The 24,980-nt window shown below is 51.8% G+C and carries 18 protein-coding genes, 2 tRNA genes and 2 pseudogenes; 10 read left to right on the top strand and 12 right to left on the bottom strand.

All coding sequences use genetic code 11. The features are described 5' to 3' along the window. The first annotated feature begins 465 nt into the window (after positions 1-465). Both J5224_RS00900 and J5224_RS00895 read left to right on the top strand, forming a co-directional pair. Positions 466-7,275, top strand: coding sequence for an autotransporter-associated beta strand repeat-containing protein (locus J5224_RS00900; protein WP_264623552.1), 6,810 nt, complete (start codon positions 466-468; stop codon positions 7,273-7,275). Between the two features lie 190 nt (positions 7,276-7,465). After that, positions 7,466-7,542 (top strand) — tRNA-Arg (locus J5224_RS00895). Positions 7,543-7,632: 90 nt separating this feature from the next. Here J5224_RS00895 and J5224_RS00890 read toward each other — a convergent pair. Both J5224_RS00890 and J5224_RS00885 read right to left on the bottom strand, forming a co-directional pair. Next, positions 7,633-7,953 carry a hypothetical protein gene (locus tag J5224_RS00890; RefSeq protein WP_264623551.1) on the bottom strand — a complete coding sequence of 107 codons (321 nt, stop codon included), beginning with the start codon at positions 7,951-7,953 and terminating at the stop codon, positions 7,633-7,635. Next, complete coding sequence (locus tag J5224_RS00885) at positions 7,937-8,062, bottom strand: hypothetical protein (RefSeq protein ID WP_264623550.1); 126 nt, start codon at positions 8,060-8,062, stop codon at positions 7,937-7,939. Before J5224_RS00885 ends, J5224_RS00890 begins: the two co-directional genes overlap by 17 nt. 717 nt (positions 8,063-8,779) lie before the next feature. On the opposite strand from J5224_RS00885, the gene J5224_RS00880 reads away from it, so the two are divergent. Continuing rightward, positions 8,780-8,950 carry a YnfU family zinc-binding protein gene (locus J5224_RS00880; RefSeq protein ID WP_264623549.1) on the top strand — a complete coding sequence of 57 codons (171 nt, stop codon included), beginning with the start codon at positions 8,780-8,782 and terminating at the stop codon, positions 8,948-8,950. Positions 8,951-9,093: 143 nt separating this feature from the next. Here the strand turns inward: J5224_RS00880 and J5224_RS00875 are convergent, their stop codons facing one another. The 3 genes from J5224_RS00875 to cspE all read right to left on the bottom strand — a co-directional run bounded on the left by J5224_RS00875 (position 9,094) and on the right by cspE (position 10,048). Continuing rightward, the gene (locus tag J5224_RS00875) at positions 9,094-9,561 is read right to left on the bottom strand and encodes an Hsp20 family protein (protein WP_264623548.1); all 468 of its coding nucleotides are present in this window, start codon (positions 9,559-9,561) and stop codon (positions 9,094-9,096) included. A gap of 182 nt (positions 9,562-9,743) precedes the next feature. After that, positions 9,744-9,824: transfer RNA gene (locus J5224_RS00870), tRNA-OTHER, on the bottom strand. A gap of 11 nt (positions 9,825-9,835) precedes the next feature. Next, entirely contained in the window at positions 9,836-10,048 is a 213-nt protein-coding gene (gene cspE / locus J5224_RS00865) for a transcription antiterminator/RNA stability regulator CspE (RefSeq protein WP_264623547.1), read from the bottom strand. Positions 10,049-10,295: 247 nt separating this feature from the next. Between cspE and J5224_RS00860 the strand changes: the two are divergent. From J5224_RS00860 to vapC, 3 genes and pseudogenes are all read left to right on the top strand, one after another. Beyond that, positions 10,296-10,457 (top strand): annotated as a pseudogene (locus tag J5224_RS00860) (DUF4942 domain-containing protein); the annotation flags it as partial. Positions 10,458-10,550: 93 nt separating this feature from the next. Continuing rightward, complete coding sequence (vapB, locus tag J5224_RS00855) at positions 10,551-10,781, top strand: type II toxin-antitoxin system VapB family antitoxin (RefSeq protein ID WP_205559083.1); 231 nt, start codon at positions 10,551-10,553, stop codon at positions 10,779-10,781. Next, on the top strand, positions 10,781-11,185 hold the full coding sequence (vapC, locus tag J5224_RS00850) for a type II toxin-antitoxin system tRNA(fMet)-specific endonuclease VapC (protein WP_264623546.1): 405 nt from the start codon (positions 10,781-10,783) through the stop codon (positions 11,183-11,185). Before vapB ends, vapC begins: the two co-directional genes overlap by 1 nt. Positions 11,186-11,422: 237 nt before the next feature. Here the strand turns inward: vapC and J5224_RS00845 are convergent, their stop codons facing one another. The 3 genes from J5224_RS00845 to J5224_RS00835 form a co-directional block, all read right to left on the bottom strand. Then, complete coding sequence (locus J5224_RS00845; RefSeq protein ID WP_264623545.1) at positions 11,423-12,436, bottom strand: NADP-dependent oxidoreductase; 1,014 nt, start codon at positions 12,434-12,436, stop codon at positions 11,423-11,425. A 292-nt stretch (positions 12,437-12,728) separates the two neighbouring features. After that, positions 12,729-13,511 (bottom strand): SDR family NAD(P)-dependent oxidoreductase, encoded by a 783-nt coding sequence (locus J5224_RS00840; protein ID WP_264623544.1) that lies wholly within the window; start codon positions 13,509-13,511, stop codon positions 12,729-12,731. A gap of 74 nt (positions 13,512-13,585) precedes the next feature. Continuing rightward, positions 13,586-14,677 carry an alkene reductase gene (locus J5224_RS00835; protein WP_264623543.1) on the bottom strand — a complete coding sequence of 364 codons (1,092 nt, stop codon included), beginning with the start codon at positions 14,675-14,677 and terminating at the stop codon, positions 13,586-13,588. 133 nt (positions 14,678-14,810) lie between these two features. Here J5224_RS00835 and J5224_RS00830 point away from each other — a divergent pair, with 133 nt between their 5' ends. Together J5224_RS00830 and J5224_RS00825 are read left to right on the top strand one after the other, a co-directional pair. Then, positions 14,811-15,371, top strand: a complete 561-nt coding sequence (locus tag J5224_RS00830) for a TetR/AcrR family transcriptional regulator (protein ID WP_264623542.1) — start codon at positions 14,811-14,813, stop codon at positions 15,369-15,371. 363 nt (positions 15,372-15,734) lie between these two features. Continuing rightward, positions 15,735-15,860 (top strand): annotated as a pseudogene (locus J5224_RS00825) (VapC toxin family PIN domain ribonuclease); the annotation flags it as partial. Positions 15,861-16,160: 300 nt separating this feature from the next. On the opposite strand, the gene J5224_RS00820 reads toward J5224_RS00825, so the two are convergent. The 4 genes from J5224_RS00820 to J5224_RS00805 form a co-directional block, all read right to left on the bottom strand. Further along, positions 16,161-16,967 carry an oxidoreductase gene (locus tag J5224_RS00820; protein WP_264623541.1) on the bottom strand — a complete coding sequence of 269 codons (807 nt, stop codon included), beginning with the start codon at positions 16,965-16,967 and terminating at the stop codon, positions 16,161-16,163. A 43-nt stretch (positions 16,968-17,010) separates the two neighbouring features. Then, a complete protein-coding gene (locus tag J5224_RS00815) occupies positions 17,011-20,076 on the bottom strand; it encodes an efflux RND transporter permease subunit (RefSeq protein WP_264623540.1) in 3,066 nt (1,021 codons plus the stop codon). Beyond that, positions 20,073-21,188, bottom strand: a complete 1,116-nt coding sequence (locus J5224_RS00810) for an efflux RND transporter periplasmic adaptor subunit (RefSeq protein WP_264623539.1) — start codon at positions 21,186-21,188, stop codon at positions 20,073-20,075. Before J5224_RS00810 ends, J5224_RS00815 begins: the two co-directional genes overlap by 4 nt. Before the next feature lie 93 nt (positions 21,189-21,281). Next, positions 21,282-21,899 carry a TetR/AcrR family transcriptional regulator gene (locus J5224_RS00805; protein ID WP_264623538.1) on the bottom strand — a complete coding sequence of 206 codons (618 nt, stop codon included), beginning with the start codon at positions 21,897-21,899 and terminating at the stop codon, positions 21,282-21,284. A 124-nt stretch (positions 21,900-22,023) separates the two neighbouring features. On the opposite strand from J5224_RS00805, the gene J5224_RS00800 reads away from it, so the two are divergent. Continuing rightward, the gene (locus J5224_RS00800; protein WP_264623537.1) at positions 22,024-23,505 is read left to right on the top strand and encodes an efflux transporter outer membrane subunit; all 1,482 of its coding nucleotides are present in this window, start codon (positions 22,024-22,026) and stop codon (positions 23,503-23,505) included. Positions 23,506-23,633: 128 nt separating this feature from the next. Beyond that, positions 23,634-24,947 (top strand): MATE family efflux transporter, encoded by a 1,314-nt coding sequence (locus tag J5224_RS00795; RefSeq protein WP_264623678.1) that lies wholly within the window; start codon positions 23,634-23,636, stop codon positions 24,945-24,947. The last annotated feature ends 33 nt before the right edge of the window (positions 24,948-24,980 follow it).

Here is a 24,980-nt window from a genome sequence, read left to right as displayed (position 1 = left end):
ATCAATAGGGCTCTTCTCTTGGCAATTATCAGACCTGCATGTGCTTAATACACAATAGATTGCCTTTATACGCAAGGGGGATCTATCAGCGTTGTAACACCGTATGTGGGCAGATAAGGTCATAGCCTTGTGAGTCAAGAATTATCGATGCCTCAACATAAGGGTAAAAAGAAAGAGACATATATTTCCCCGAACACTTGACTTACATCACTAAACAGTGGGTAAACAACACGACAAGAAAAAAACAATTAAGAATTTGATTACACTGAAAATCCTCCCCCCAATACCATAATAAAAAAAGCATTCGCTAATTTACTTTCCTATTAAATGTCACAAAAAATTTTCGTCATCCCTCTTTTATATAATCTAGTGGAGTAAACGATGAAAAAGCGTTGTTTTGTTCATTCATTCTCCCGTCCCCCCAAAAAAAATAATAATTCTCAGTCCCTTCCCCAGGAAAGCGCCGTGACAATAAATAATGTTTTCTTGAGGATATCGATACTACGCTTGTTGTTGATCACAGCATTTTGTGTCAACGCCTCAGAGGCTCTCGCTGACGGTTCTGGCGGCGACAACCCTTACCCGATTGACGGCTTCGGCGGTAACGCGGGCGTAGGCGGCGGCGGTGGACGATTTGGTAAAGGGGGACAGGGTACGGGTGCGGTTGATTCTGGAGGCAACGGTTTTACCAATGGAAACGGCGGTGCTGGCACCGTAGGTCGTACCGCTTTCGGTGGTACTGCTGGGAGTGGAGGCAGTGGGGGGATATCGGGCACAGCGATTAATCCCCAAGGAAGTGCAGGAGGAGATGGCGGAAACTCCGTATGTGGTAGCTGTACGGGATCTATTGGCGCTAGTGGCGGGGGAGGTGGCGGTGATGGGTGGGTAGGTTCATTAAACAGTATTTCTACCATTATTCGCGGAGGAAATGGCGGTAACGGAGGAAACGCCACTGACGACGGCAACAGGGCGGGTGCCGATGGTGGCGGGGGTGGCGGTGGCGGTGCGGGAGCAGTCATTATTGGAGGAGGAACAATGAGTTCCTCAAACAATATCTTCGGGGGCCGAGGGGGAAATGGTGGAAACGCCTTTGCTCAAGGAGGTGCAGGGTTAGCGGGTCAAGGAGGCTCTGCAATTCGCGCACAAAATGTGACGCTCAATATCGGAAATCATACAATTACTGGTGGTAATGGCGGCAATGGTGGTAATGGCGGCAGTTCCAGCTATAACCGGGGAAGGAATGGCGCTAATGGCGGCGCAGGCATTAACGCAGAGAGCACAACCATTACTAACAGTGGAACAATCACTGGCGGTAATGCGGGGGGAGCGGGCAATTTCCCAACAAGTCCCCTTCCCGTCGGCGGATTCGGTATTACCGGAAATAATATTAATATTATTAATAATAATACCCTTCAAGGCGGCTTTAATGCAGATGGTTCAACGCGGGTAAATTCAATTTATTTCACCGAGGGTATCAACAGTCTGGAATTACAATATAATTGGCTTTTTAATGGCAATATCTCTGCAAATTCAGGCACCACTAACAAATTCATAGTAGGGGGCTCGACGACTAACCTGACGAGCAACACCACAGGGACTCAACGCTCGACCCTCTTTGATGTCTCACAGTTCGGCAATAAATTTCAGAATTTCTCCAGTTTTTATAAAACCGGCTCAAGTACCTGGCGGCTGATAAACACTACAACGGCCAATACACCATGGACGCTGGCGGCAGGTATCTTGCAAATTGCCGCAGATGGCGCACTGGGTAGCGTTGCAGGCACCTTGACGCTGGATGGCGGTACATTGCAATTCATCAGCAACGCCACCTTGTCGGTAGCAAGAGCGGTGAACATCACTAACGCAAACAGTATTTTAGATACCCAGAATAACGCCGTTACCATCAGCGGTACTGTCACGGGAAATGCCCTAACCAAAAATGGCAACGGTGTACTGACACTTACTGGCGTCAATACCTATAATGGCACCAACATCAATCAAGGCACCCTGGAGGTAAGCGGTAATGTAGGGTCAATCAGCGGGAATACGTCTGTTGCCACTAATGCCCTACTCTCTTTCAACCGTTCCGGCACGTTGACCTATGGTGGCTTGATTTCTGGTGATGGCGCACTTCGCAAAACAGGCTCAGGAACCCTCATACTGGCGGGAAATAGCACGTATGCGGGCGGTACAACACTTTCAAGCGGTACCTTACAATTAGGTAACGGCGCAACATCAGGTTCCATCGTTGGTAATATCATCAATAACGCAACGTTGGCTTTTAACCGCAGCGATGCGATTAACTACGGCGGTATTATTTCCGGAAACGGCGCAGTTATCCAAAACGGTAGCGGAGCGACAACGCTGAGCGCCAATAATAGCTACAGCGGCACCACGTCCGTGAGTAATGGCAGCCTGTACATCAACGGTAATCAGACCAGTGCCACTGGAACAACGACAGTCAGTAACGGCGCAATGCTGGGTGGCAATGGCACTATCGGCGGCGCCGTCACGGTGGCGAACGGCGGTATCTTATCGCCCGGCGCAGCCTCTGGACGTGTTGGAACCCTGACAATTAACGGGAGCCTTACGCTTAACAATACTTCAATACTTAACTACACCTTGGGTGAAGCTGGCGTCATCAACGGCACCAACAACGATTTGACCGTGGTTAATGGCAATCTCACGCTGGACGGCATACTTAACATCACCGAAAGCGCCCCCGGTGCGTTTACTCCCGGTCTTTATCGCCTTATCGATTACCGCGGGACGTTGACCAATAACCAATTGAATCTCGGAAGCCTCCCTGAAACGAGCGGTATGTTTATTCAGACCTCCGTTGCCAATCAGGTTAATTTGATTAATAGCGCAGGACTCACACTGAATTTTTGGGACGGTGGCGCGCTGGACAATAAAAACGACGGCATGATTAATGGGGGAAACGGCATCTGGCAGGCTTCTACGCCCGGCAGTAACGATAACTGGACCCTCGACGCTGGGACTATTAACGCGCCCTGGAGCAATGCGGCGTTTGCCATTTTCACCGCTGATCCCGGCACAGTCACCATTGATAACAGTGAAGGACAGGTTATCGCAGCGGGAATGCAGTTTGCGTCAGACGGTTATACCCTCAACGGTGCAGCGTTAACGCTCGTTGAAAGCGAGGCTGGCTCAGGAAAAACCACGGTTGAAGTCGGCGATCATACCTCAGCAGGCGCCGGTTATACTGCCACCATTGATGCCCTGTTACAGGGAGCTACCACGCTGGTGAAGAGCGATCTGGGCACATTGATTTTAAACGGACTTAATACCTATTCCAGCGGTACGGCGATCGAAGGCGGTACTCTGCAAATCAGCTCAGACAGTAATCTCGGAGCCTTAGCAAGCAGCCTCAGCTTGAATACCGGAACCCTCGCCACAACGGGCAGCTTCACCTCAGCGCGCGCAGTCACGCTGGACGTTGGTGGTGGCACATTTGCCGTATCCCCTGCGACGACATTGACAATGAGTGGTGCAATCGGCGGTTCAGGCTCCCTCACCAAAGACGGAAGCGGCACGTTGACGCTGACAGGAGCAAGTAGCTATACCGGCCAAACCGATATTTTGAACGGTACGCTACAACTGGGTAACGGTCTTGGCACGGGCTCCCTGAGCAGTAATATTGATATAGGCACCAATGGCGTGCTGGCATTCAATCGCAACAACAATCTTTCTTATGCCGGAATCATTTCGGGTAGCGGTCAGGTCAATCAACGTGGAAGTGGTGTTACCCTTCTGACAGGAGAGAATACTTACACGGGTATCACCACTGTCAGTGCCGGAACGCTGCAACTCGGTGATAACGGTAATACAGGCTCGATAGCCAGCGATGTCAATGTGGAGAGTGGTGGCACACTGGCGTTCCAACGCAATAATTTACTCACCTATGGTGGCAACATCTCCGGTAATGGCGCGATATCTCAAACGGGTTCAGGAAACACGGTATTAACGGGCAGCAACGCCTATTTGGGAGCAACCAACGTTACTGCTGGTGGGCTGTATATCAATGGCAATCAAACCGCAGCCACAGGTATCACCACGGTAAACAGCGGTGCCACACTGGGCGGCACCGGGATTATAGGCGGCGATGTCACTATTGCCGATGGCGCTACCCTGTCCCCCGGCGCGATAGGAGGGATCATTGATAAACTGACTATCAATGGCAGTCTTACGTTAAACAGTGGTTCAATTCTCGATTACCACTTCGGATTACCTTATGAAGTGGGGGGCCCACTTAACGATCTGGTGAAGGTCAACGGGGATTTGGTTCTGGATGGAACCATCAACGTTACAGCTACGACAGGAGGCTCATTTGGCCCCGGTATCTATCGTGTTATTGACTACGCAGGAGCCCTGACCAATAACGGTCTGGAACTCGGTGATATTCCGCCAGGCAGGGTTGAATATGTGCAAACATCGGTTGCGAATCAGGTAAACCTGGTGGATAGCACCGGTCTGACGCTGAACATGTGGGACGGCGGTGCGGTGGGTAATAAAAATAACGGTGTAGTCAATGGCGGTAACGGTGTCTGGCAAACTGCTACCGTGGGTAACGACAACTGGACGGTCTCCGATGGCCTATTAAACGCGCCTTGGCAGGATAGTGCTTTTGCTATTTTTCAGGCGGAAGCCGGTAACGTCACGGTAGACAATAGCCTGGGTCAGGTTACCTCGTCGGGAATGCAGTTCGCCTCTGATGGGTACGTTTTGAATGGCGCTGAGCTGTCACTGGTAGAAACTGAAAGCGGCTCAGGGCAAACCACGGTGCGCGTTGGCAATGGTAGCCTGCCAGGAGCAGCCTATACCGCGATCATCGATGCCATCTTGCAAGGCAATGTACAACTGGTGAAAACCGATCTCGGCACACTGGTGCTTAACGGAGCCAATACCTATACCGGGGGCACGGCAATCAACGGCGGTACGCTGCGCATCACTAGCGACAGCAACCTTGGTCAATCTGGCGGGGGGCTATCTTTTAATGGCGGTACGCTCGCCACTGACGCAATGATGTCCACGTCACGCGCGACTCAATTGAATACCCTCGGCGGTACCATTGATATCGCCCTCACCTCCCCGTTAACCTCGAGCGGTATTATTTCCGGGACAGGAACCCTGACCAAAATCGGTACTGGTTTGCTCTCACTGACAGGGGAGAACACGTACACCGGCAATACGGTACTCACCCAAGGGACATTACAAATTGGCGACGGCAGCAGCACCGGTTCAATCATCAGCAACGTGACCAACAATGCCACGCTGGCGTTTAATCGTAATAATCTGCTCGTCTATGATGGCGTTATTTCCGGCACTGGCGTGGTCAACCAGGTAGGCACCGGCTCAACGGTGTTGACAGCAAACAGTACCTACACGGGGCTTACCACGATATCCTCAGGGACTCTGCAATTGGGTAATGGCGGAAACACGGGTTCACTCACCAGCAACGTTAACAATAATGGAATACTGGCTTTTAATCGAAATGACACATTGATTTTCAACAGCACCATTTCCGGTAATGGTCTGGTTGATCAACGAGGCAGTGGCTCCACCGTATTAACGGCGGCCAATAACTATCTCGGCGGCACGCTGATTTCCTCAGGCACATTGCAACTGGGCAACGGCGGCAATACCGGCTCAATCATCGGTGATGTCGATAATGCAGGGACACTTGCCTTTAACCGCAATGACGATTATTCCTTTGACGGACTTATCTCTGGCAGCGGTGGGCTACGGCTATTCGGCGCGGGTATCACCACGCTGATAGCAAACAACACTTACTCCGGTTTAACCTCTGTAGAAGCAGGTACACTGCAAGCAGGCGATCTCAATGTATTCAGCCCAGACTCTATCATTACTGTTGAGCAATCAGCCACGCTAGCACTCGATGGGTTAAGCCAGGTCATCGCCGGACTCAATAACGCGGGAACGGTAAATATGACCGACGGCAGCGGCCCCAGCGCAGCACTGACAGTGAAAGGTGATTATATCGGGAACGGCGGGGTCATTGTGGTCAATACGTTGCTCAGCGGTGATGCTTCCCCCTCCGATCGCCTGATCATTGATGGCGGTAACGCCTCAGGCAATACTTCACTTCTGGTAAAAACAGGCAATAGCATGGGAGGGCTCACCAACAAAGGCGTTGCCCTGGTACAGACTGAAAATGGCGGTACGACCAGCGCTGGCGCGTTTCGACTTGATCCCAACTCAGACGGATACAACAGTACCGGGATATTGAACGTTGGTGCGTATAATTACAGTTTAAAACGCGGTGGTAATGGTGGCGAGGCGCAAGATTGGTATTTGGTTTCGCTACTTTCACCGGTGGTCGGCTCATACTTACAAGAACGCCAATCGGCAATGGCGATGCATAAACATACGCTGCATGACAGACAGTGGCAGGTGCCAGGGCAAGAGGATTCGTATACCTGGCTACGCATGGAAGGCTCAATGGTTCAACACGATGGTGTTGATAGCCAAGAAGCAGAAGACAGGCGCTGGGTGCTGCACGGTGGGAGTGACATCGCACGTTTCAGTGACGGGCACGACGGCAGCATTCGGGTTGGGCTGATGGCTCAATACGGCACCAGTTCTGGCAACAGCGAGGATGAGGTTTCACGTTCATCTCACAGCGTAAAAAGCTACAGCGCAGGGATCTATGGCACCTGGTTTGGTCACCACGATCCGCAAACCGGCCCGTATATTGATACCTGGTTGATGCATGGGCGATTTGACAACGACGTGACAGGCCAGGGCCAACGCACCGAGAGTTATCGCTCACGCAACACGACGATGTCCATTGAGAGCGGATATAAACTCAAGGTAGCTGAATCCCCCACTGCACGGTATTACCTGGAGCCACAGGCTCAGATCATTTACGCCCTGTATCGCGCAAAAGACCACACTACGGCAAGCGGTTCCGTAGCTTCTGATATGTCTGATAATAGTGCCACCACACGCTTGGGGGTCCGGCTTTATGAAGATAGACTGGATCCGAATGGCCAAACGTTGATGCAGGGGTTCATTGAAGCCAACTGGTGGCATGGGCCCTCATCACAAACAATGCGCATGGATGAAACGACAGTACGGGAATCGATGCCCGCCGATAGAGCTGAATTCAAATTTGGCGTGAAAGGAAATCTGATGCCCAACCTGAGTGTAACGGGTGCGGTCGGTGTAGATACCAATTTGTCGTCTTACAAGGCAGGACGGGTTTCACTCGGCGTAAATTATTCCTGGTAACCGCTCGCCGTTATCATCACCGGCAATGATAACGGCTTTAACACATCGCATACTGAATGATGGGCTCGACAACAGAACTGTACAGCGATTCACCGTACGGCAGAAAATCGGGCCCAATGCGTTGACTCACTGAGGCGTGTGGGTATAATCCAGCCCACTGTTGTCAAACGACATAACCGCATCTCGCTATGCGCCCTTAGCTCAGTTGGATAGAGCAACGGCCTTCTAAGCCGTAGGTCACAGGTTCGAGCCCTGTAGGGCGTACCATATAAATCAGTAAATTACCTATAAAAACCAACTAAAATAATAATACACAGGTGCCTTAACGGGTGTTGTAGCACCCTGCGCGCTCTTTTTTTAGCTTGTCACTGTATTGCAGTAAACATTACTGTGCATCACCTTCGGTTTTGGCTCCTCACGTTCTGGCATCTGCACGCGTACTGAAATAAACGTGTCACTCGGAATATCGATCGGGTCGCCGTTCGCGTATCCCTCTATCTCATTGTGAGCGAACACAGGCGCATCCGGGTGTGGCCGATGATCGGTGCGAATGACGATAGAGCCATCCGGGTTTATCGTCGCACTGCCTTCATCACCGCCATAGTCCACCCACTGGCGAGGTAACTTATTGCGGCACATCGATACCGCCGTCATCACCACCTCAGGCGCGATCGGCATTCAGGCCCAAACAGCCGGAAATGCGGTACACGCCTTCGCTCAGGCATTCGGTTGTGATGCCCTCGGCTTCGCTGGTGAGTTCGCTGGTGCCATCTGCAAATAGCTTCACAACCGGGCTTGCTGTTTTCCAAAATCCATGCACGGTATCAAGCGTTGCCAGGTTTGGCAGGTTTCTAGTAGTCCATATCTCAGCCCAACCGACATTCCCCCCGCTACGACGGCTATGCACAGCAATCCGTTAAGCAGGCGCTCGAACCAAAACATCGCGCTCCCACCAGATGCAGCGTAGGAAGCGCCCGTTGTAATATTTGACATACACATGAACCTCACCTCCGCTGTTACGGGGCGCGGTGTGATTTACAGGAAAAAGAAAAGGCCCCCCGAAGTGAGCCTGATTGAATTTTTTGGGGCCTAAACGGCCAGACCTTTCTGGTCCGAGAATTGCTCTCTCAGATTATGGTTATCTGGCAACAATGCCCATGCGACGTAAAAATCATGCGGAGTATATTCATCCATCGCTCGAGTTATAGATCAGCACATCCTTTCCATCCATGCTCACAACAGGTTTTTCGCTCGCTGGGCGAAAGAGCAATTGCTCGGTTATCTGTTTCGACATGCTGACTCCATAAAGCTGCACAATCGCGATGTTGTGTTATTGAAAGGATATTAAGCCTGTAGGGCTGGATTTAACAACAAAGCGTATCAGTGATATTCCCTCGGAGTTTGAAATAGAAAAACCACCTACATAAGGTGGTTATCAAAATTCGTGCGAGCTATATGCATATAGATAGTGTATTGTTGCGCTCCATTCACTAGGAAATAATTTATGCAACAACGCAAAAACTCAAAAAATAATCGCAACTATCTCATCAAATGCACCTGCCCTCATTGCACCAATCAGTCAGAACATAGCCATACCAGAGTCCAAAAAGGTTCCGCCCTGATGTGCCCCAACTGTAGTAAGATTTTCAGTCAAGGAAAACTCACCTTCGCCTAAACTCTGTATACTGATCAGATTTGACGCCACATCAGGCGCACTTGTGCGGATTAGAAAATAAACACTTCTGGGGCTGCTGCGCTAAAACGGAAAAAGCCCGCAAGTGGCGGGCTTTTAGTGGAAATTATACTAACATTAAGCTATCAAGCCTGATGCTCAATAACTTTGCTACTGTTTTCGATTGCTATTTTGCGTGGTTTTTCACTTTCGGGTATTTCTTGGTAAATAGAGACCTGTAAAAAACCACTCTCAAGCTTTGCATTACTCACTTTGGCATGTTCGGGCAGAGAAAAACTCAAACGGAAATCCGAACGACGAATTCCTCTGTATATCCAACCGGATTCGTCCTGAGACTCATTTTCAGTTTGTTTCCCTGAAACATGCAAGTTTCCACTGACTGTTTCAATTTCCAACTCATCCTCTTTCCAGCCAGGCACGCTTACTCTTAAAAGGTAGTTGTTATCATCAACCTTTTTCAGATCATACGCAGGCAACGACGCAATTGGTGAATCCCCTGCAAGTTGACTGAAAAGACGGTCAATACGATTAACACGATCAGCAAAAATGGAATCAGCAAAACCTGGAATTGCTGACAAGGTTCTGAGTGCCATAATTAACCTCCTGAATAGTCAATTCAAAAGCTCAAGTAAAGGCAAGCATTGCTTGTCCGGTAATTAAAATGATGTCTGAAAATGGATTTTCAAGAGGTGAGCAGAAAAATTTTTCGATCACGCCTTAGTGGGTATACAAGCAAAAAAAAAGCCTCGATATTATCGAGACTCTAACGTAATGTTGGGCCGCCATCGAGGACTCGAACCTCGGCCCTACTCCCTAACTAAAAAGCACCGCTCTGACCATGCTGAGCTAATGGCGGACTTAATAAAACTAAATCGCGGATACATTACCAGCAGACGGGCCTTTCGCACCACTTTCGATGATGAATTCGACACGCTGGCCTTCAGCCAGAGTTTTGAAACCATTATTTTGGATAGCAGAAAAATGCACAAATACATCTTTGCTACCATCCTCTGGAGTGATGAAGCCGAACCCTTTGGATTCATTAAACCATTTTACAGAACCAGTCATCTTGTTAGACATAGATATTACCTCAATACGTTGAGCCTTCCGGCGAAAAGGTTTACGCCACAGAAATTTAATTACTAACGATAAGGAGGCTCAAAAAGAAGGATTATCCATGGATAACGCTTGAGATGAGAACTGCTTTACTAAACCGCTTTATTAGGTCTGTGTAACAAACCGATGAGTCATTAATCGCACGTTTAACATTTTTAAGCAAGAAATAAAAAAACCAACGACACATAAATGCATGGGATAAATGATCGTTATCCGTGATAATCCGCATCAGCAGGAATACGAGGATGAGTTCCTCAGCGTTCGTTACTTTCAGAAAGGCACTGGACATCTTATCTTTAAACGCTCTGACCTGATCGATCAGATGAACGACATTATTGCCAAACATTATCCGAAGATCTTGACGGCAAAGTGAGTAACCAATCGTTTCACATTGGTATATCCCATTGACATATCCCATCAATATTCTATGCTATCGATAGCACAAAATTTCTCCAAGGAGACTGCCATGGAAAAAACTACAGTATTTAAAAGCAATCGCAGTCAGGCGGTACGACTCCCTAAAGCCGTTGCACTGCCGGATGATGTGAAGCAGGTTGATATCGTTGCAATTGGTCGCACACGAATCATTACTCCGGCAGGAGAAAGCTGGGATAGTTGGTTCGAACAGGATGGGGTAACGCCTGACTTTATGATCACCAGAGAGCAACCCGATGATCAGGTCAGGGAAGATTTTTGATGCTGAAATATCTGCTTGATACCAATATCTGTATTTACACTATCAAGAACAAACCGCAGGAAGTCAGGGACGCTTTCTACCGTCATTACGGGCAGTTTGCTATCAGTGCTATCACGCTGATGGAGCTGATTTATGGCGCGGAGAAATCGGTAAACCCAGAAAAGAATCTCGCCGTGATTGAAGGTTTTTCTGCGCGTCTGGAAGTACAAACTTATGGCTTTGACGCTGCTGTACATACTGGGCAAATTCGTGCCGAACTGGCAAAACAAGGAACCCCCATCGGCCCGTATGATGCCATGTTAGCCGGTCATGCTCGGTCCGCAGGTTTGATACTGGTAACGAACAATGTTCGTGAGTTTGAGCGTGTGCCTGGGCTACGTGTGGAAAACTGGGTCAGTCGATAAGCCGTATTCTGCCCTCTCCCACAACAGGATATAATCCACCTTCCACTGTGGATAACCCGCAAAAAATCCAGCCAGAAAGGTTTGGGGGCCACTACGTTTTTCGAGCTGGTGATAATCCTTTTATTTCAATATAGATACGTGGCTAATTCGAATCCTATTGGGAACCGACGTCTTTTTTTATTCCTAAATTTCAGTGAATTAGCTATAAACCCGCGGTTTTCGGAGTTGTTATCACTCCTACATCTTAACAACCACTTTTCCTTTCGCATGTCCCCGGGCAAGGTAGGCAAGAGCCTCTCTAGCCTCTGTAAAGGGGAACACCTTATCGATCACTGGCTTGATTTGTTCAGCTTCTATGAGTTTGCCGATTTGGGTGAGTTGACTACCATCAGGACGGACAAAGAGAAATGAATAGGTCAGACCCCGTTTTTTCGTAAGACGCATAATCTTGCGGCTCATCAACCCGAAAACAAAACGCAGCAAGAAGTTTAGTCCCCGAGCCCGTGCGAACGCGGTATCTAACGGCCCGGTGAGAGAGACAATCTTTCCGCCAGACTTTAGAATTTGGGTAGATTTATCAATTGTATCGCCTCTGACAGTGCCGAGAACAATATCGTAGCCGCTCAGCACCTTTTCGAATTCTTGCTTTTTATAATCAATCACTTCGTCTGCGCCAAGACCACTCACCCATTCGACATTGCCCGTGCTGGTGGTGGTTCCGACCGTTGCGCCAAGGTGCTTGGCCAGTTGGATCGCAAAACTACCAATTCCCCCGGAACCTGCCGGGATGAAAACCTTCTGGCCAGGCTGCAACCTGGCACGTTCTGTCAGCGCTTGCCAGGATGTAAGGCTCACCATCGGCAGAGAAGCGGCATGCACAAAATCCAAGTTTGCGGGTTTCATTGCTGCGGCGCTTTCAGGCACCACTGCAAATTCGGCAAGAGACCCCGTTCCCATGTCAAAAATGCTAGCAAAGATTTCGTCGCCGGGCGTGAAACGCATCACGCGACTTCCCACGGCAACAACAACACCGGACAAGTCGCTGCCCAATGTAGCAGGGAACTTAAAATGCAAAACCGGCTTAAATATTCCGGTGGGGATCATGTTATCAATCGGGTTCAGACCAACAGCGTAAACTTTAACCAGGATTTCATCAGGGTTGAGTGAAGGATAATCTACATCATCGAACCCCAACTCAGGAGATTTACCATAGCGTTTAAATGTAAATGCTTTCATCGTCTTAGTCTTCATTTGTCGTTTACCCTGTCGCGTTTGTCAGTGAAATTTTTCTTAGCGAATCTGTTGCTGAGTAAAAAGGCAATACCTAGGAATAGCTCGATAAATACAGCAAACAGGATATGCCGATACCGGAGGAAGCGCCTGTAACCAGTGCTACACGTTTTTTTGCCATGGTGAATAAGGCCTTCATGATTTGTTTGAGGTTTCTCATCAAAGATGAGACGACACGCTGTGAGGGATTTATGTCGGATTTACCGCTCTGCTGAACAGCCCAAAGACCGTTCTGCAGAGTACAAGTCATTGACTAAATTGATTTATATCGCTCTGCGGCTTCATCTTGTTTAATGTCTGAAAGCAAAGCCTGACGCGAAGCATCGAGGGTGTCCCAGCGTGCAGCATTATGTAAAGGTGGGATGGTGACGAGTTCACGGCGATCAAAGCCAACCAGTGCGGCATCCACTAACTCGCCCACTTCCATAAATTTTGACGAATTACTGATGTCGATACCCGCACGTTCCCAAATTTCCGTGTAAGTGCCGGCAGGGAGCACCGCCTGGATATAAATGCCCTTAGATGACAGCTCTACATTCATTCCCTGAGACAGGAAAAGAACAAAGGCTTTGGTTGCGCCGTAAACCGTCATCGCAAACTCTGGGGCCAGACCTACGACGGAACTGATGTTGACGATCGATCCCTCACCCGCTTGCACGAACCGTGGTGCCACGGCACTGGCAAGTCTCGTCAGGGCGGTGACGTTGAGCGCGATAAGGCTTTCTATCGAATCAGGCGTCTGCTCTGTAAAACTGCCGGACTGCGCGATACCCGCGTTATTGATAAGAATGCCAATCTGCGCGTCTTCACGCAGGCGAGCTTCGACCACAGCTAAATCACTCGTTTGCGTGAGGTCAGCAGGCAAAACATCGACAGAAATACCATTTTCCTGTCGCAAGCGATCCGCAAGTGTCTCTAACTTTGCTTTGTCGCGTGCAACCAAAACAAGGTTGTGACCCCGGCGGGCGAACCGTTCAGCGTAAACAGCACCAATACCCGTGGATGCGCCTGTAATGAGAACTGAAGCGTTAGTCATAAATTGATCTTCTTTATTAATGTGTAAACAGAATTCGCAATGTGCGACCCAAGTATAACCGTGACACCGATACTTTACTTGCTGGCCTCAGTAAGCGACGGGTAATCGGTATATCCCGCTGCACCACCGCCATAAAGTGTTTCAGGATTAAGTAAGGCCAGAGGCGCACTCGTCTTCAGCCTTTCAACCAGGTCCGGGTTGGAAATGAACGGACGACCGAACGCGAACAGATCGGCTTTACCTTGCGCAAGTTGAGCGGATGCCAGCGCTAGGTCATAGCCGTTGTTGCCGATGTAGGTATTTTTAAAGCGTCGGCGCAGAGAATCGTAATCGAACGGTGATACATCACGCGGGCCGCCCGTAGCGCCTTCAACCACATGGAGGTACACGATACCTAATGCATTAAGTTGATCAGCGACGTAGTCATATTGCGGCTGCGGATCACTGCATGAAATCGCATTTACAGGGGAAACCGGTGAAATGCGCACGCCGGTGCGGTCAGCACCAATCTCCTCTTTAACGGCCGCCGTGACTTCTAACAGCAGGCGCGCACGATTCTCGACAGAGCCGCCGTACGCATCTGTACGCTGATTGGCACCGTCTTTAAGGAACTGTTCCAACAGATAACCATTCGCGCCATGGATCTCTACGCCGTCAAATCCGGCAGCAATGGCGTTTGCTGATGCTTGCCTGAAATCGTCGATAATCCCCGGAATTTCATGCAACTCCAGCGCACGTGGCTCAGAAACGTCAGCAAATCCGTTGTTCACAAAGGTCTTAGTCTCAGCACGGATAGCAGACGGTGCGACCGGCGCAGCGCCACCTAGCTGTAAATCGATATGCGAGATCCGTCCTACGTGCCATAGCTGTATAAATATGCGCCCACCTTTGGCATGCACCGCGTCAGTCACTTTGCGCCAGCCATCGATCTGAGCCTGTGTATAGATCCCCGGCGTATCCTGATAGCCCTGCGCCTGAGCGGAGATCTGCGTGGCTTCGGTAATCAGTAATCCTGCTGTGGCACGCTGGGCATAGTAGGTCGCAGCCAGTTCGCCAGGAACCAGACCTGCTCCAGCACGGTTACGCGTCAGCGGTGCCATCACGATATGGTTGGCAAGCGTAATGGGCCCCAGATTGTAAGGTTGAAATAGTGGTTGGTTCGTCATGTTGTTTTCCCGGTAGGTGGTAGGTGAAGGCACGCATTCAATGATGATGGTCATAATCTAAAAAGTCAATTCATTTGATTACGATCATCATCAATGTATACTTAGCCCTATATTTTGAGAGGGGTAGAAGAGCATGAAAGTATCGAAAGAGAAGGTTCGGGAAAACAGAATGCGCATTGTTGAAACGGCCTCAGAACTTTTTCGTGTGCGCGGTTACGATGGCGTGGGTGTCGCGGAACTGATGTCTGCTGCAGGGCTAACTCACGGCGGGTTCTACAAGCACTTTGGCTCTAAGGCTGATCTGATGGCGGAAGCGATGAGCTGCGGTTTTACGCGCTCTGCAGAAAGTACGGTAGGTGTGAGCCGGGAAAAATTTGTTGAATACTACCTCTCCCGCCAGCATCGCGATGATATGGGAAATGGTTGCGTGATGTCTGCTCTGGGCGCAGATACAGCACGTCTGTCTGAATCCATTAAGGCAACATTTGCGGCTGGCGTTGAAAATCAACTGACCATTTTAGCAAATGAAAACTGTGCGGAAAGCGGAACGCGTGCTGAACTCATCGACACCATCGCACATCTTGTTGGTGCTCTGGTGCTGTCCCGTGCCTGCCCTGATGATTCAGCTCTGGCAGATGAGATTCTGGATGTTTGCCGCACACGTCTTCTCAATCAGGATACACGTAAGGATTGAATTTTCTGAGCAAGTGCATATTGAATACGTGGTCGCATTCAGTAACGTACCAAACGCGACGGTTCATGATTTCCCATTTTATTCTATTTCAGCTATCCAAATTTTATAATATGGCGGCATAAACACCCTAAAAACTGTTTATCACAATCGCTCAATCTCATCGACAGTAAACCAGTGGTTACGAACCGCCGCAGCGATAAGAGCATCAGGATTGTCGGTATAAGCAACCAGAGCCAAGCTTTTTTTTGCCCAAGTACACGTGACATACAAGAGGCGGCGCGTGCGTATGATTCCGCTATCCGCACAAGCCGTACCGAACCTGTGGAGTGCCGATTCTGGTCAGGGTGTCACCGAATATCGGATATCGTCCCGTATAGTGCCATGTTAGCCGGTCACGCGCGGTCCGCAGGTTTGATACTGGTAACGAACAATGTACGCGAATTTGAGCGTGTACCTGGTCTACGAGTGGAAAACTGGGTCAGTGGATAAGCCGTATTCTGCCCTCTCCCACAACAGGATATAATCCACCGTCTATTGCGGATAACCCGCCAGCGGATCGCTCATGACGATTCGGAACCTCCCCACCGCTCAACATCCCTGTACCCTCGGTAAACTCAGCAGGTAATGTTCAAATACCTGATTGTCAGGCCAGCAGGCGGGACCATACGTTTTTGGTGCCACACCCAATGACCCGACAATACCGGTTCCTGTCACGACGATACGTATAGTGTTTCCCGTACTCATCGTGTATTTACCCCTATCATGCTGAGATAAGCGTTAAATCAATATTCAATTGAGCCCGAAGGTTTTACGCAAACTGGAATCAACAGGCCCAGCAGGCATAAAGCGACGCAATTTACGTAACAGGGAGGCTTGCCCCGACGGTGTGCGGCGCATCTGCCATGGCCCCAGAGCAGCATCAACAATCGTGGCTGCAACCCCGTCAGGGGCTGGAGCAGCGTTGATACTGTTGATGATGGCGTGTGATGCCTGTTCCCGCTCGCGATCGTAGCTGTCAAGTTTGATGCTGGTCTGTGGTGCATTGATATCCAGATTGGTTCGGGTGAAAGAAGGTTCCACCAACGTGACACGGATACCAAACTGGCGTACTTCGTGATCCAGACTTTCCGTTAGCCCTTCCACCGCATGTTTAGACGCAGAATATAGCCCCATGTACGGTGCCGGGAGGAAACCAAGCACCGAACTCACATTGACGATCCGTCCGCTGCCCTGTGCCCGCATGATCGGCAGCACCGCCTGTACCGTGCGTAACAGACTGAATACGTTGGTATCGAACAGGGCGCTAGCTTCCGCCGTAGAGGTTTCTTCCACTGCGCCGACTAAGCTCGTTCCCGCATTATTAATAAGCACATCAATACGTTGAGCCTTCTCAATGATAGATAAGATACCGCGCTTTACCGCGTCGTCGTCACGCACATCCATTTCGATCAGTTCCACACCGGACAATACGTTTGTGGTGTTGATATTGCGCACGGTGCCGAAGACCATACAGCCCTGGCTGACAAATTTCTGTGCTACAGCGCGCCCTATGCCAGAGGATACGCCGGTAACGACTACAACCTTTTGTTTCGACATAGCAACCCCTCTTAAAACAGATAATTAATAATCAATGGAGCGATCACGGATGACGAGCTGCCCTGATCTTGAACCAGATGGAATACATCGCAGGCAAGAACACCAACGTCAGGACGGTTCCTGCCAACGTGCCGCCAATCAATGTGTAGGCCAGCGTTCCCCAGAACACCGAATGGGTGAGCGGAATGAACGCCAGAATGGCCGCCAACGCTGTCAGTAGCACCGGTCGGGCGCGCTGTACGGTGGCTTCGACGACGGCACGGAACGGGTCCAGCCCCTCCTGTTCGTTGTGGTGGATCTGTCCAATCAGTATCAGCGTGTTGCGCATCAGGATCCCTGATAACGCAATCAAGCCAACCAGCGCATTAATACCGAACGGTTGCTGGAACAGCAGCAGAGTTGGCACCACACCGATTAACCCCAGCGGACTGGTCAGGAACACCATCACCATCGCCGCAATCGAACGCACCTGCAAAATGATAATGAGCAGTGTGAGGGCGATCATGATCGGGAAAAGCGGCAACATGGCGACAGTCGCCTTGGCAGATTCCTCGATAGAGCCAGCCTGTTCGATCCGGTAGCCTGCCGGCAAACGCGCGATGATCGGCTGCAACTGTGCCATGACGGCGGTGGAAACATCTGGCGGTTGCAGTCCTTCGGCGATGTCGCCGCGAACCGTGATGGTCGGCGTGCGGTCACGGCGCCGCAGGATGGGGTCTTCCATACGCACATCGACTGTACCGACCTGAGACAACGGAATACGCTGTCCGGCGGAACCGACCAGCGTAAAGTCGGCGATCTTGGCCGGATCGAGACGGATGTCGCCCGCCGCGCGACCGACAACCTGCACCGAGCGAATATCTTCACGCACGTCTGTCAGCGGGGTACCGCTCAGCAGGAATTGCAGTTGCAAGGATACCGAGTTAGTGGTTAACCCCACGGCCTGGAGCCGATCCTGGTTGAGCGTGAAGTGCAAGGTTGGAACACGCTGTCCCCAATCTGTATTGACGGTGCGCATCATCGGGCTGGCGTGCATGACAGTTTTGACTTCATCGGCGATGGCGCGCAGCGTGTCTGGGTTCGGTCCCATGACGCGATAGGCGACGGGGAACGGCGACGGTGGGCCAAACACGATCTGAGTGACACGAACCTGTGCCTCTGGTGCCAAGCCGTCTGCTATTACCTCGCGCAACTTGAACTTGAGGGCTTCACGCTCTTTGTCGTTACCTGCCAGCACCACGATTTTGGCGAACGATGGATCGGGCAATTCAGGTGACATCGCCAGGAAGAAGCGCGGCGCGCCCTGGCCGATATAGGACGTCACGATTCTGGCTTCTTTCTGTTGCGCCAGCCAGGCTTCGACTTTCGCGGTGGCAGTACTGGTTTGTGCAATCGAGGTGCCGTACGGCATCTGCACTTCAACAAGCACTTCTGGTCGGTCGGACGTCGGGAAGAACTGCTGCTTGACGGCCCCCATGCCAAGCACCGATACCACGAACAGCGTGATGACCGCACCGGCGACGATCCACTTGTGGGCAATGACAAGACCCAACACCTGCCGAAAGCGGTTGTAGTTACGGGTATTGTAGATGGCGTCGTGTCCACCCTCGACCTTCTTGATATCCGGCAGCATTTTTACGCCCAGATAAGGGGTAAACGCTACCGCTACCACCCAGGAAGCGATCAGCGCGATGCCGACAATCCAGAACATATTGCTGGTGTATTCACCAGCAGTGGAGCGAGCGAACCCGTTCGGCATAAAGCCGATGGCTGTCACCAGCGTACCGGAAAGCATTGGGGCCGCCGTGTGGCTCCAGGCATAGGCCGATGCTTTGATGCGGCTATACCCTTCTTCCATTTTCACCACCATCATTTCGATGGCGATGATAGCGTCATCCACCAGCAAGCCCAGCGCCAAAATCAGCGAACCCAGCGTGATGCGGTCGAAATTCTTACCTGTGGCGGCCATGATGACGAACACGGCTGCCAACGTCAGCGGGACTGCCGCCGCGACTACAATACCGACGCGCCAGCCCATGCTGAGAAAACACACAGCCATCACAACTAACAACGCGACGAAGAATTTGACCATGAACTCGTCGACCGCCGAACTGATATTAACGGCCTGGTCAGTCACTTTACTCAACGTCATGCCCAGGGGAAGCTCGGCGTTGATGTTGGCGACTTCCGCTTCGAGCGCCTGGCCGAGCTTAAGCCCGTTCCAGTCATCACGCATCACGACGCCCAGCAATAGCGCCGGTTCACCGTTGCTGCGGACCATGAAGGTCGAGGGGTCTTCATAACCGCGCTCGACGGTGGCAACATCCGCTAACTTCAGTGTCCGTCCCTGTGCCACGATAGGCGTCTGGCGGATTTTCTCCAGGTTATCGAACACACCGTCGACGCGCACAAATACCTGCGGCCCTTTGGTCTCAATGGAGCCGGCCGGGGTTAGTACGTTCTGGTTATTGAGCGCAGCGAAGATATCCTGCGGCGTGACGCCGAGCGTAGCCAAGCGGTCGTGAGAGAACGAAACGAAAATACGTTCAGGCTGCTCGCCAATGATATTGACCTTCTTCACCCCGGGAACGTGCAGCAATTGCTGGCGTAAGGTTTCCGCATCCCGCACCAGCAGCCGCTGCGGTTCGCCTTTAGCTTTGAGCGCAAACAGGGCGAACGTCACGTCGGCATATTCATCGTTAATGATGGGACCGATGACGCCGGCGGGCAATTTTTGGGCTTCATCACCCATCTTCTTACGCGCCTGATAAAATTCCTCCTGAATCTCCGAAGGCGGCGCGCTGTCTTTCAGGGAAAGCATGGTGATAGCCAGACCGGGACGGGTGTAGGTTTCCGCGCGGTCATACCAGCGCAGCTCCTGTAGACGTTTTTCCAGCGGTTCAGCGACCTGATCCTGCATCTCCTGCGCCGTGGCTCCCGGCCAGGCGGTAACGATCGTCATTTGTTTGATGGTAAACGGCGGATCTTCCGCGCGTCCGAGTTGAAAAAACGCGAGGATACCCGCGACAGAAATCAGGAGAATCAGGAACAACGTGATGGCGCGTTCGCGTACCGCAAGTGCCGACAGATTGAAACGGCTTTCGTTCATGGCCGATCTCCCGCAGCAGCCGTCGTAGCGGCAACCTCAGCGACCCGCACCGCTTCGCCTTCGCGCAGTAAGTGTGTGCCGAGTGCTACGATCTGTTCACCTTGTTGTATCTGACCGGTGACGCGTGCGGTGTCGTCGCTCATGCTCTGAATAGCGACAGGGCGCCAGGTTACCGTCGTCGGTTCACCATGGATCACCCACACCCCAGGCCCTTTGCCGGCATCAAACAAGGCAGCCAACGGCACTTGCAGGTTTCCCTGCGTCGCGGATTGCTGGTCGGGGATGCGGATCATCACCGTTGTTCCCAACGGGGCATTGGCCTGCTCGCCTTGCAGTACATAGTGCGCCTCAAATGTGCGCGTCAGCTTATCTGCCGTGTTGGAGAGTTGTCGCAGGGTAGCTGGGCTGTCGTTACCTGCCTGACCAAAGCGCGTCGCCAGCCCGGTCGAACCGAGCGCGGGGCGCAGCGTTTCCGGCAACTGGATAATCGCTTCGCGCGGCCCGGCCTGCGCCAAGCGCACGACGGGTTGTCCGGCACTGACCACCTGGCCCGGCTCAGCCAGCGTCTCCATGACGATGCCATCACCATCAGCGACCAATACCGCGTAACGACTGGAATTCCGCGCTACATCGGCCTGAGCCTGTGCCGCGCTAAGCTCAGCTTTGGCGGCGTCTGCGGCTGCTTTTACCTGGTCGTAAGCGGATGCTGATATAGCACCGGTGCCACGTAGACCACGGTATCGGGTTTCATCTTCTGCGGTTTGTAATGCCCGCGCACGGGCGGCAGCCACAGCTTCCTGTTGTGCACGAGCAGCGAGTTCCAGATCGATAGGGTCAAGACGCATCAACGGCTGACCACGTTTAACCGATTGTCCCGTATCGACCAATCGCTCTAACACTTTACCAGAGACCCGGAACCCTAAGTCACTCTCTATTCTGGCCGCAACCGTTCCAGTGAATGTTCGTGACTCAACGTCAGAGCGCTGTATTGTTGCAGTTCGTACCAGCGGTGCCTGCGTTCGCGGATCGGATAGTGTTTTTTCGCCGCAGGCGGTCAAGGCAACCGGCAATGCGCAGATGACGGCAAGTGAAAGGAGGCGGTGACGAGCCATAGATAGAGTCCCCTTAACAGATTAATCAGGAGACCTATCCTCAATCAAGTGACTAATTTAGTCAATAGTCACTATTTTATGTTTGCTTCCGAACTATGGCGATAAGCTACGCAGTATCAAGCTGGACAACTGTGCCTGCGCTTTCTCAGCATAATCAAAAGTGTGCTGCAATATCAGTGGGTTGAGATAAGGACGCATCACGAGATAAATCGCTGCCACTGTCTCATCAAGCGGTGTTTTTCGTTCAAAATCACCGCTCTGTCGGCCTTCCAGTAAAATGTCATGTAACAAAATCTGAATGCGCTCTTCATACGCAATTGCCGACTGCCAACGCTCGCTGGCGGAGGAAGCGGCAATTTCATAAAGCTTTCGATCCTGAAAAAACAGACGCAAGCCGGCTTCAACGATGGTCTTAAACATTTGTCGCAATTTTTCCGGTGGCTGATCGGCTTCCTCAATGGCAACACGGACTTCTGCTTCAATCTTTTGCAGGCAGTTGGCGCAAATCATCTCACCAATGACTTGTTTGGATGAGAAGAATTTATAAATATAAGCTTTTGAAAAACCTATGGCTTTGGCGAGATCTGAAACCGTAGTTTTTTCATATCCATAAAGACTGAAGTGCTCAGTTGCGGCGCTCACTATCTGATCCCGTACATCATGATCAGCCGGGCCCCGGTTTGACACAGGATAAGGGTTTTCTTTACTCATAGTTTGCAATTTGCCCCTGACGTAATACACAGGGGTATAAGTTTACCCCTTGACCTTATCGTTGACAACGAGTGACCAACTTGTAATATGGTCACAAGTCAGTGTCATGTCTATGGTGAAAAATATGTTACCCACGTCTCCCGTTATCGCCCTTTCGGTGGCTGGTTTGCTAGCCGGTTGTACCGTAGGCCCTGATTACACACGACCTACCGTGTCTACGCAGGAAAAATACATTGGACTGGAGGCTGTTAATCAACGACATGCCACCGCCCATGCCGAGCTTCTGACGTGGTGGGAGGGTTTCGGCGATCCGCAATTAACCCGATTTATCACGCAAGCGTTACAGCAAAATCTCGATCTTGCCCAAGCCTCCGCACGTATCATGCAGGCCCGTGCCGGTCTTGGCGCGGCGAATGCCGCACTGCTGCCCTCCGGCAATATTTCCAGTCAGGCGGGACGTGCCTACCAGTCTGTCGAAACCCCGTTGGGCAGAGTATTGAGCTCGACACCGGATTTCGACCGCTACGGTAATGCTTACGAAGCCAACCTCAATGCCAGTTGGGAACTGGATGTATTTGGCGGCCTGCGTCGCGGGAAGGAGGCAGCGCTTGCCGAGTATCAGGCATCTGAAGCGGGAGTGGCGGCAACGCGTCTGGCGGTAACCGCACAAACCGCCGATATCTACATCACAGTTCGTGAATTACAGGCCCGTCTGGATGTCGCGCGTCGGCAAGTACACACGCAACAGGATTTGCTCGCGACCATCAACCGTCTGTATGACAAAGGGTTGGCAGCGGATCTTCAGGTAAGACAAGCAGAAGGTGCATTGGCACAGGTACAAGCATCGGTGCCCGTTTTACAGACTGCGCTGGATACGGCGATGAACGCGCTGGATGTGATGCTAGGTTCAGCGCCGGGTACGAACCGGGCAATACTGGCAGAGACGAGCGCCATTCCCGCCGCGCCGCAAATCGCCGCCACCGGCACGCCGGGCGAGCTGCTTCGACGCCGGCCGGACTTGATTGTGGCTGAGCGTCGCTTAGCCGCCTCCAACGCGCGTATTGGTGTCGCCGTTGCCGAGTATTACCCCAAATTTTCCTTGAGCGGACTACTTGGTAGCGCGACGACGGTATCCAGCGGCCACCTGTTTAGCGGCGACGCCAGCCAATCGTCTGGGGTGATCGGTTTGCGTTGGCGGCTGTTTGATTTCGGTCGCATTAATGCGCAGATTAATCAGGCCAAAGGCCAGGAAGCTGAAATGCTGGCGGCCTATCGACTGGCGGTACTACGGGCTTCAGAAGATGTGGAGAACGCGTTCTCGGCGCTGGTTAACCATGAAGAACAGGCCATTGTGTTGAAGCAAGGGGTTGATTCACTCAGCCGGGCGCGGGATGCCGCGTTTGCGGCTTACCAGCACGGCACTCTCAGCCTGATAGAAGTGTTGCAAGCTGATGAAAGCATGCTGCGGGCTTCTGATACGCAGCTTCAGGCGCAAGCCGAATCCGCCCGTGCGGCGGTCGCGGCGTTCAACGCGCTCGGTGGCGGCTGGCAACCCGGCGACACGCAAGAGACAGCCCCCAGCCAGCACAACAAAGGTGGCGTTTAAATGGTATTCATAACACTAAGTGTTGGGCCAGCATAATGACTAAATTTTTATCGAACACAAAACGAAGCCACGAACCGACCGCCAAACAATTGACCACGGATATTCTGGCAGGACCTATCTTGCCTGTTATGTTTCGTTTGGCGTTGCCGACCGTTTCGGTTCTGGTGGTACAGACACTGGTGGGAATAGTGGAAACCTACTTTGTCAGTTCGCTGGGGGCTGATGTATTAGCCGGAGTGGCTGTGGTATTCCCTGTATTGATGCTGATGCAAATGATGGCAAACGGGGGTATCGGTGGAGGACTGTCATCGGCGATATCGCGCGCATCCGGCGCAGGTCGCTGGCAGGATGCGCAGATGCTGGTGTGGCATGGTGTGATTATCGCAGTGGTCATGGGGACGGTATTTGCCGGCCTTATTCTCATCGGCGGTGAAGCGCTGTATCGCTTAATGGGCGTCAAAGGGCCATCACTCTCTGCTGCGTTGGCCTATTCAAATCTTGTGTTCGCCGGGTCGCCGCTGGTCTGGCTGGTTGCGTTGCTTTCTGCGGCGCTACGCGGCGCGGGTGACACGAAAACGCCCGCACGCATCACCTTGTTAGGCGCCGTTATCCTGCTGCCGCTATCTCCAATATTGATAATGGGATGGGGGCCAATACCGTCGTTTGGCGTTGCCGGCGCCGGGATCGCGGTACTGATCTATTACCTTTTTACCACGCTATTACTGGTCAGGCATATGCGTTCAGCGAACAGTGTTATCCGGCTGTCAATCGCCCCGCTGAGTGCCAGATTGTTCAAAGATGTTCTTGGCGTTGGTTTCCTGTCAGCCATCGGTACTGTGCAGATCAATTTGACCGTTACCGTCGTGACGGCCGTTGTCGGGCTGTTCGGGCCTGATGCTATCGCCGGGTATGGCATCGCTTCACGGCTGGATTATCTGCAAATCCCACTGCTGTTTGGGCTCGGCACAGCAATTATGACCATGGTTGGCATCAATATCGGTGCAGGGCAAAAACAGCGCGCACAACGTATTGCCTGGGTTGGTGGTGCCGTCGCGTTTACGTTTACAGCGTTAATCGGGCTTGTCATGGCGGTTTATCCGCGCCTTTGGCTTTCACTGTTTAGCGACGATCACGCCATTCTGGCGGCGGGTACCAGCTATCTGCAAAACGTCGCACCGTTTTATGGTGCCATCGGCATCGCCATGGCGCTCTACTTTGCCGGGCAAGGCGCGAAGCGCGTGCTCTGGCCAGTGCTTGCCGGGACCGTACGTATGGTGATTGCGGCGGTTGCTGGATGGGTGGCTGTCACACAGTTTGATGCTGACTTGTCATCGCTGTTCAAGATCATCGCACTGAGTGCTTTTGTTTATGGAGCCATGACCGTGGCGGTTAGCTTCAGAATTGGACGGTCAAACCGCTTGGCTACATCGACTAAAGCGTGATGTGGTAAAGCCATCGGGGCCACGTTAACGTGA

This window comes from Candidatus Symbiopectobacterium sp. NZEC135, from assembly GCF_025962695.1.
This window is presented reverse-complemented; position numbering and strand designations above follow the sequence as displayed.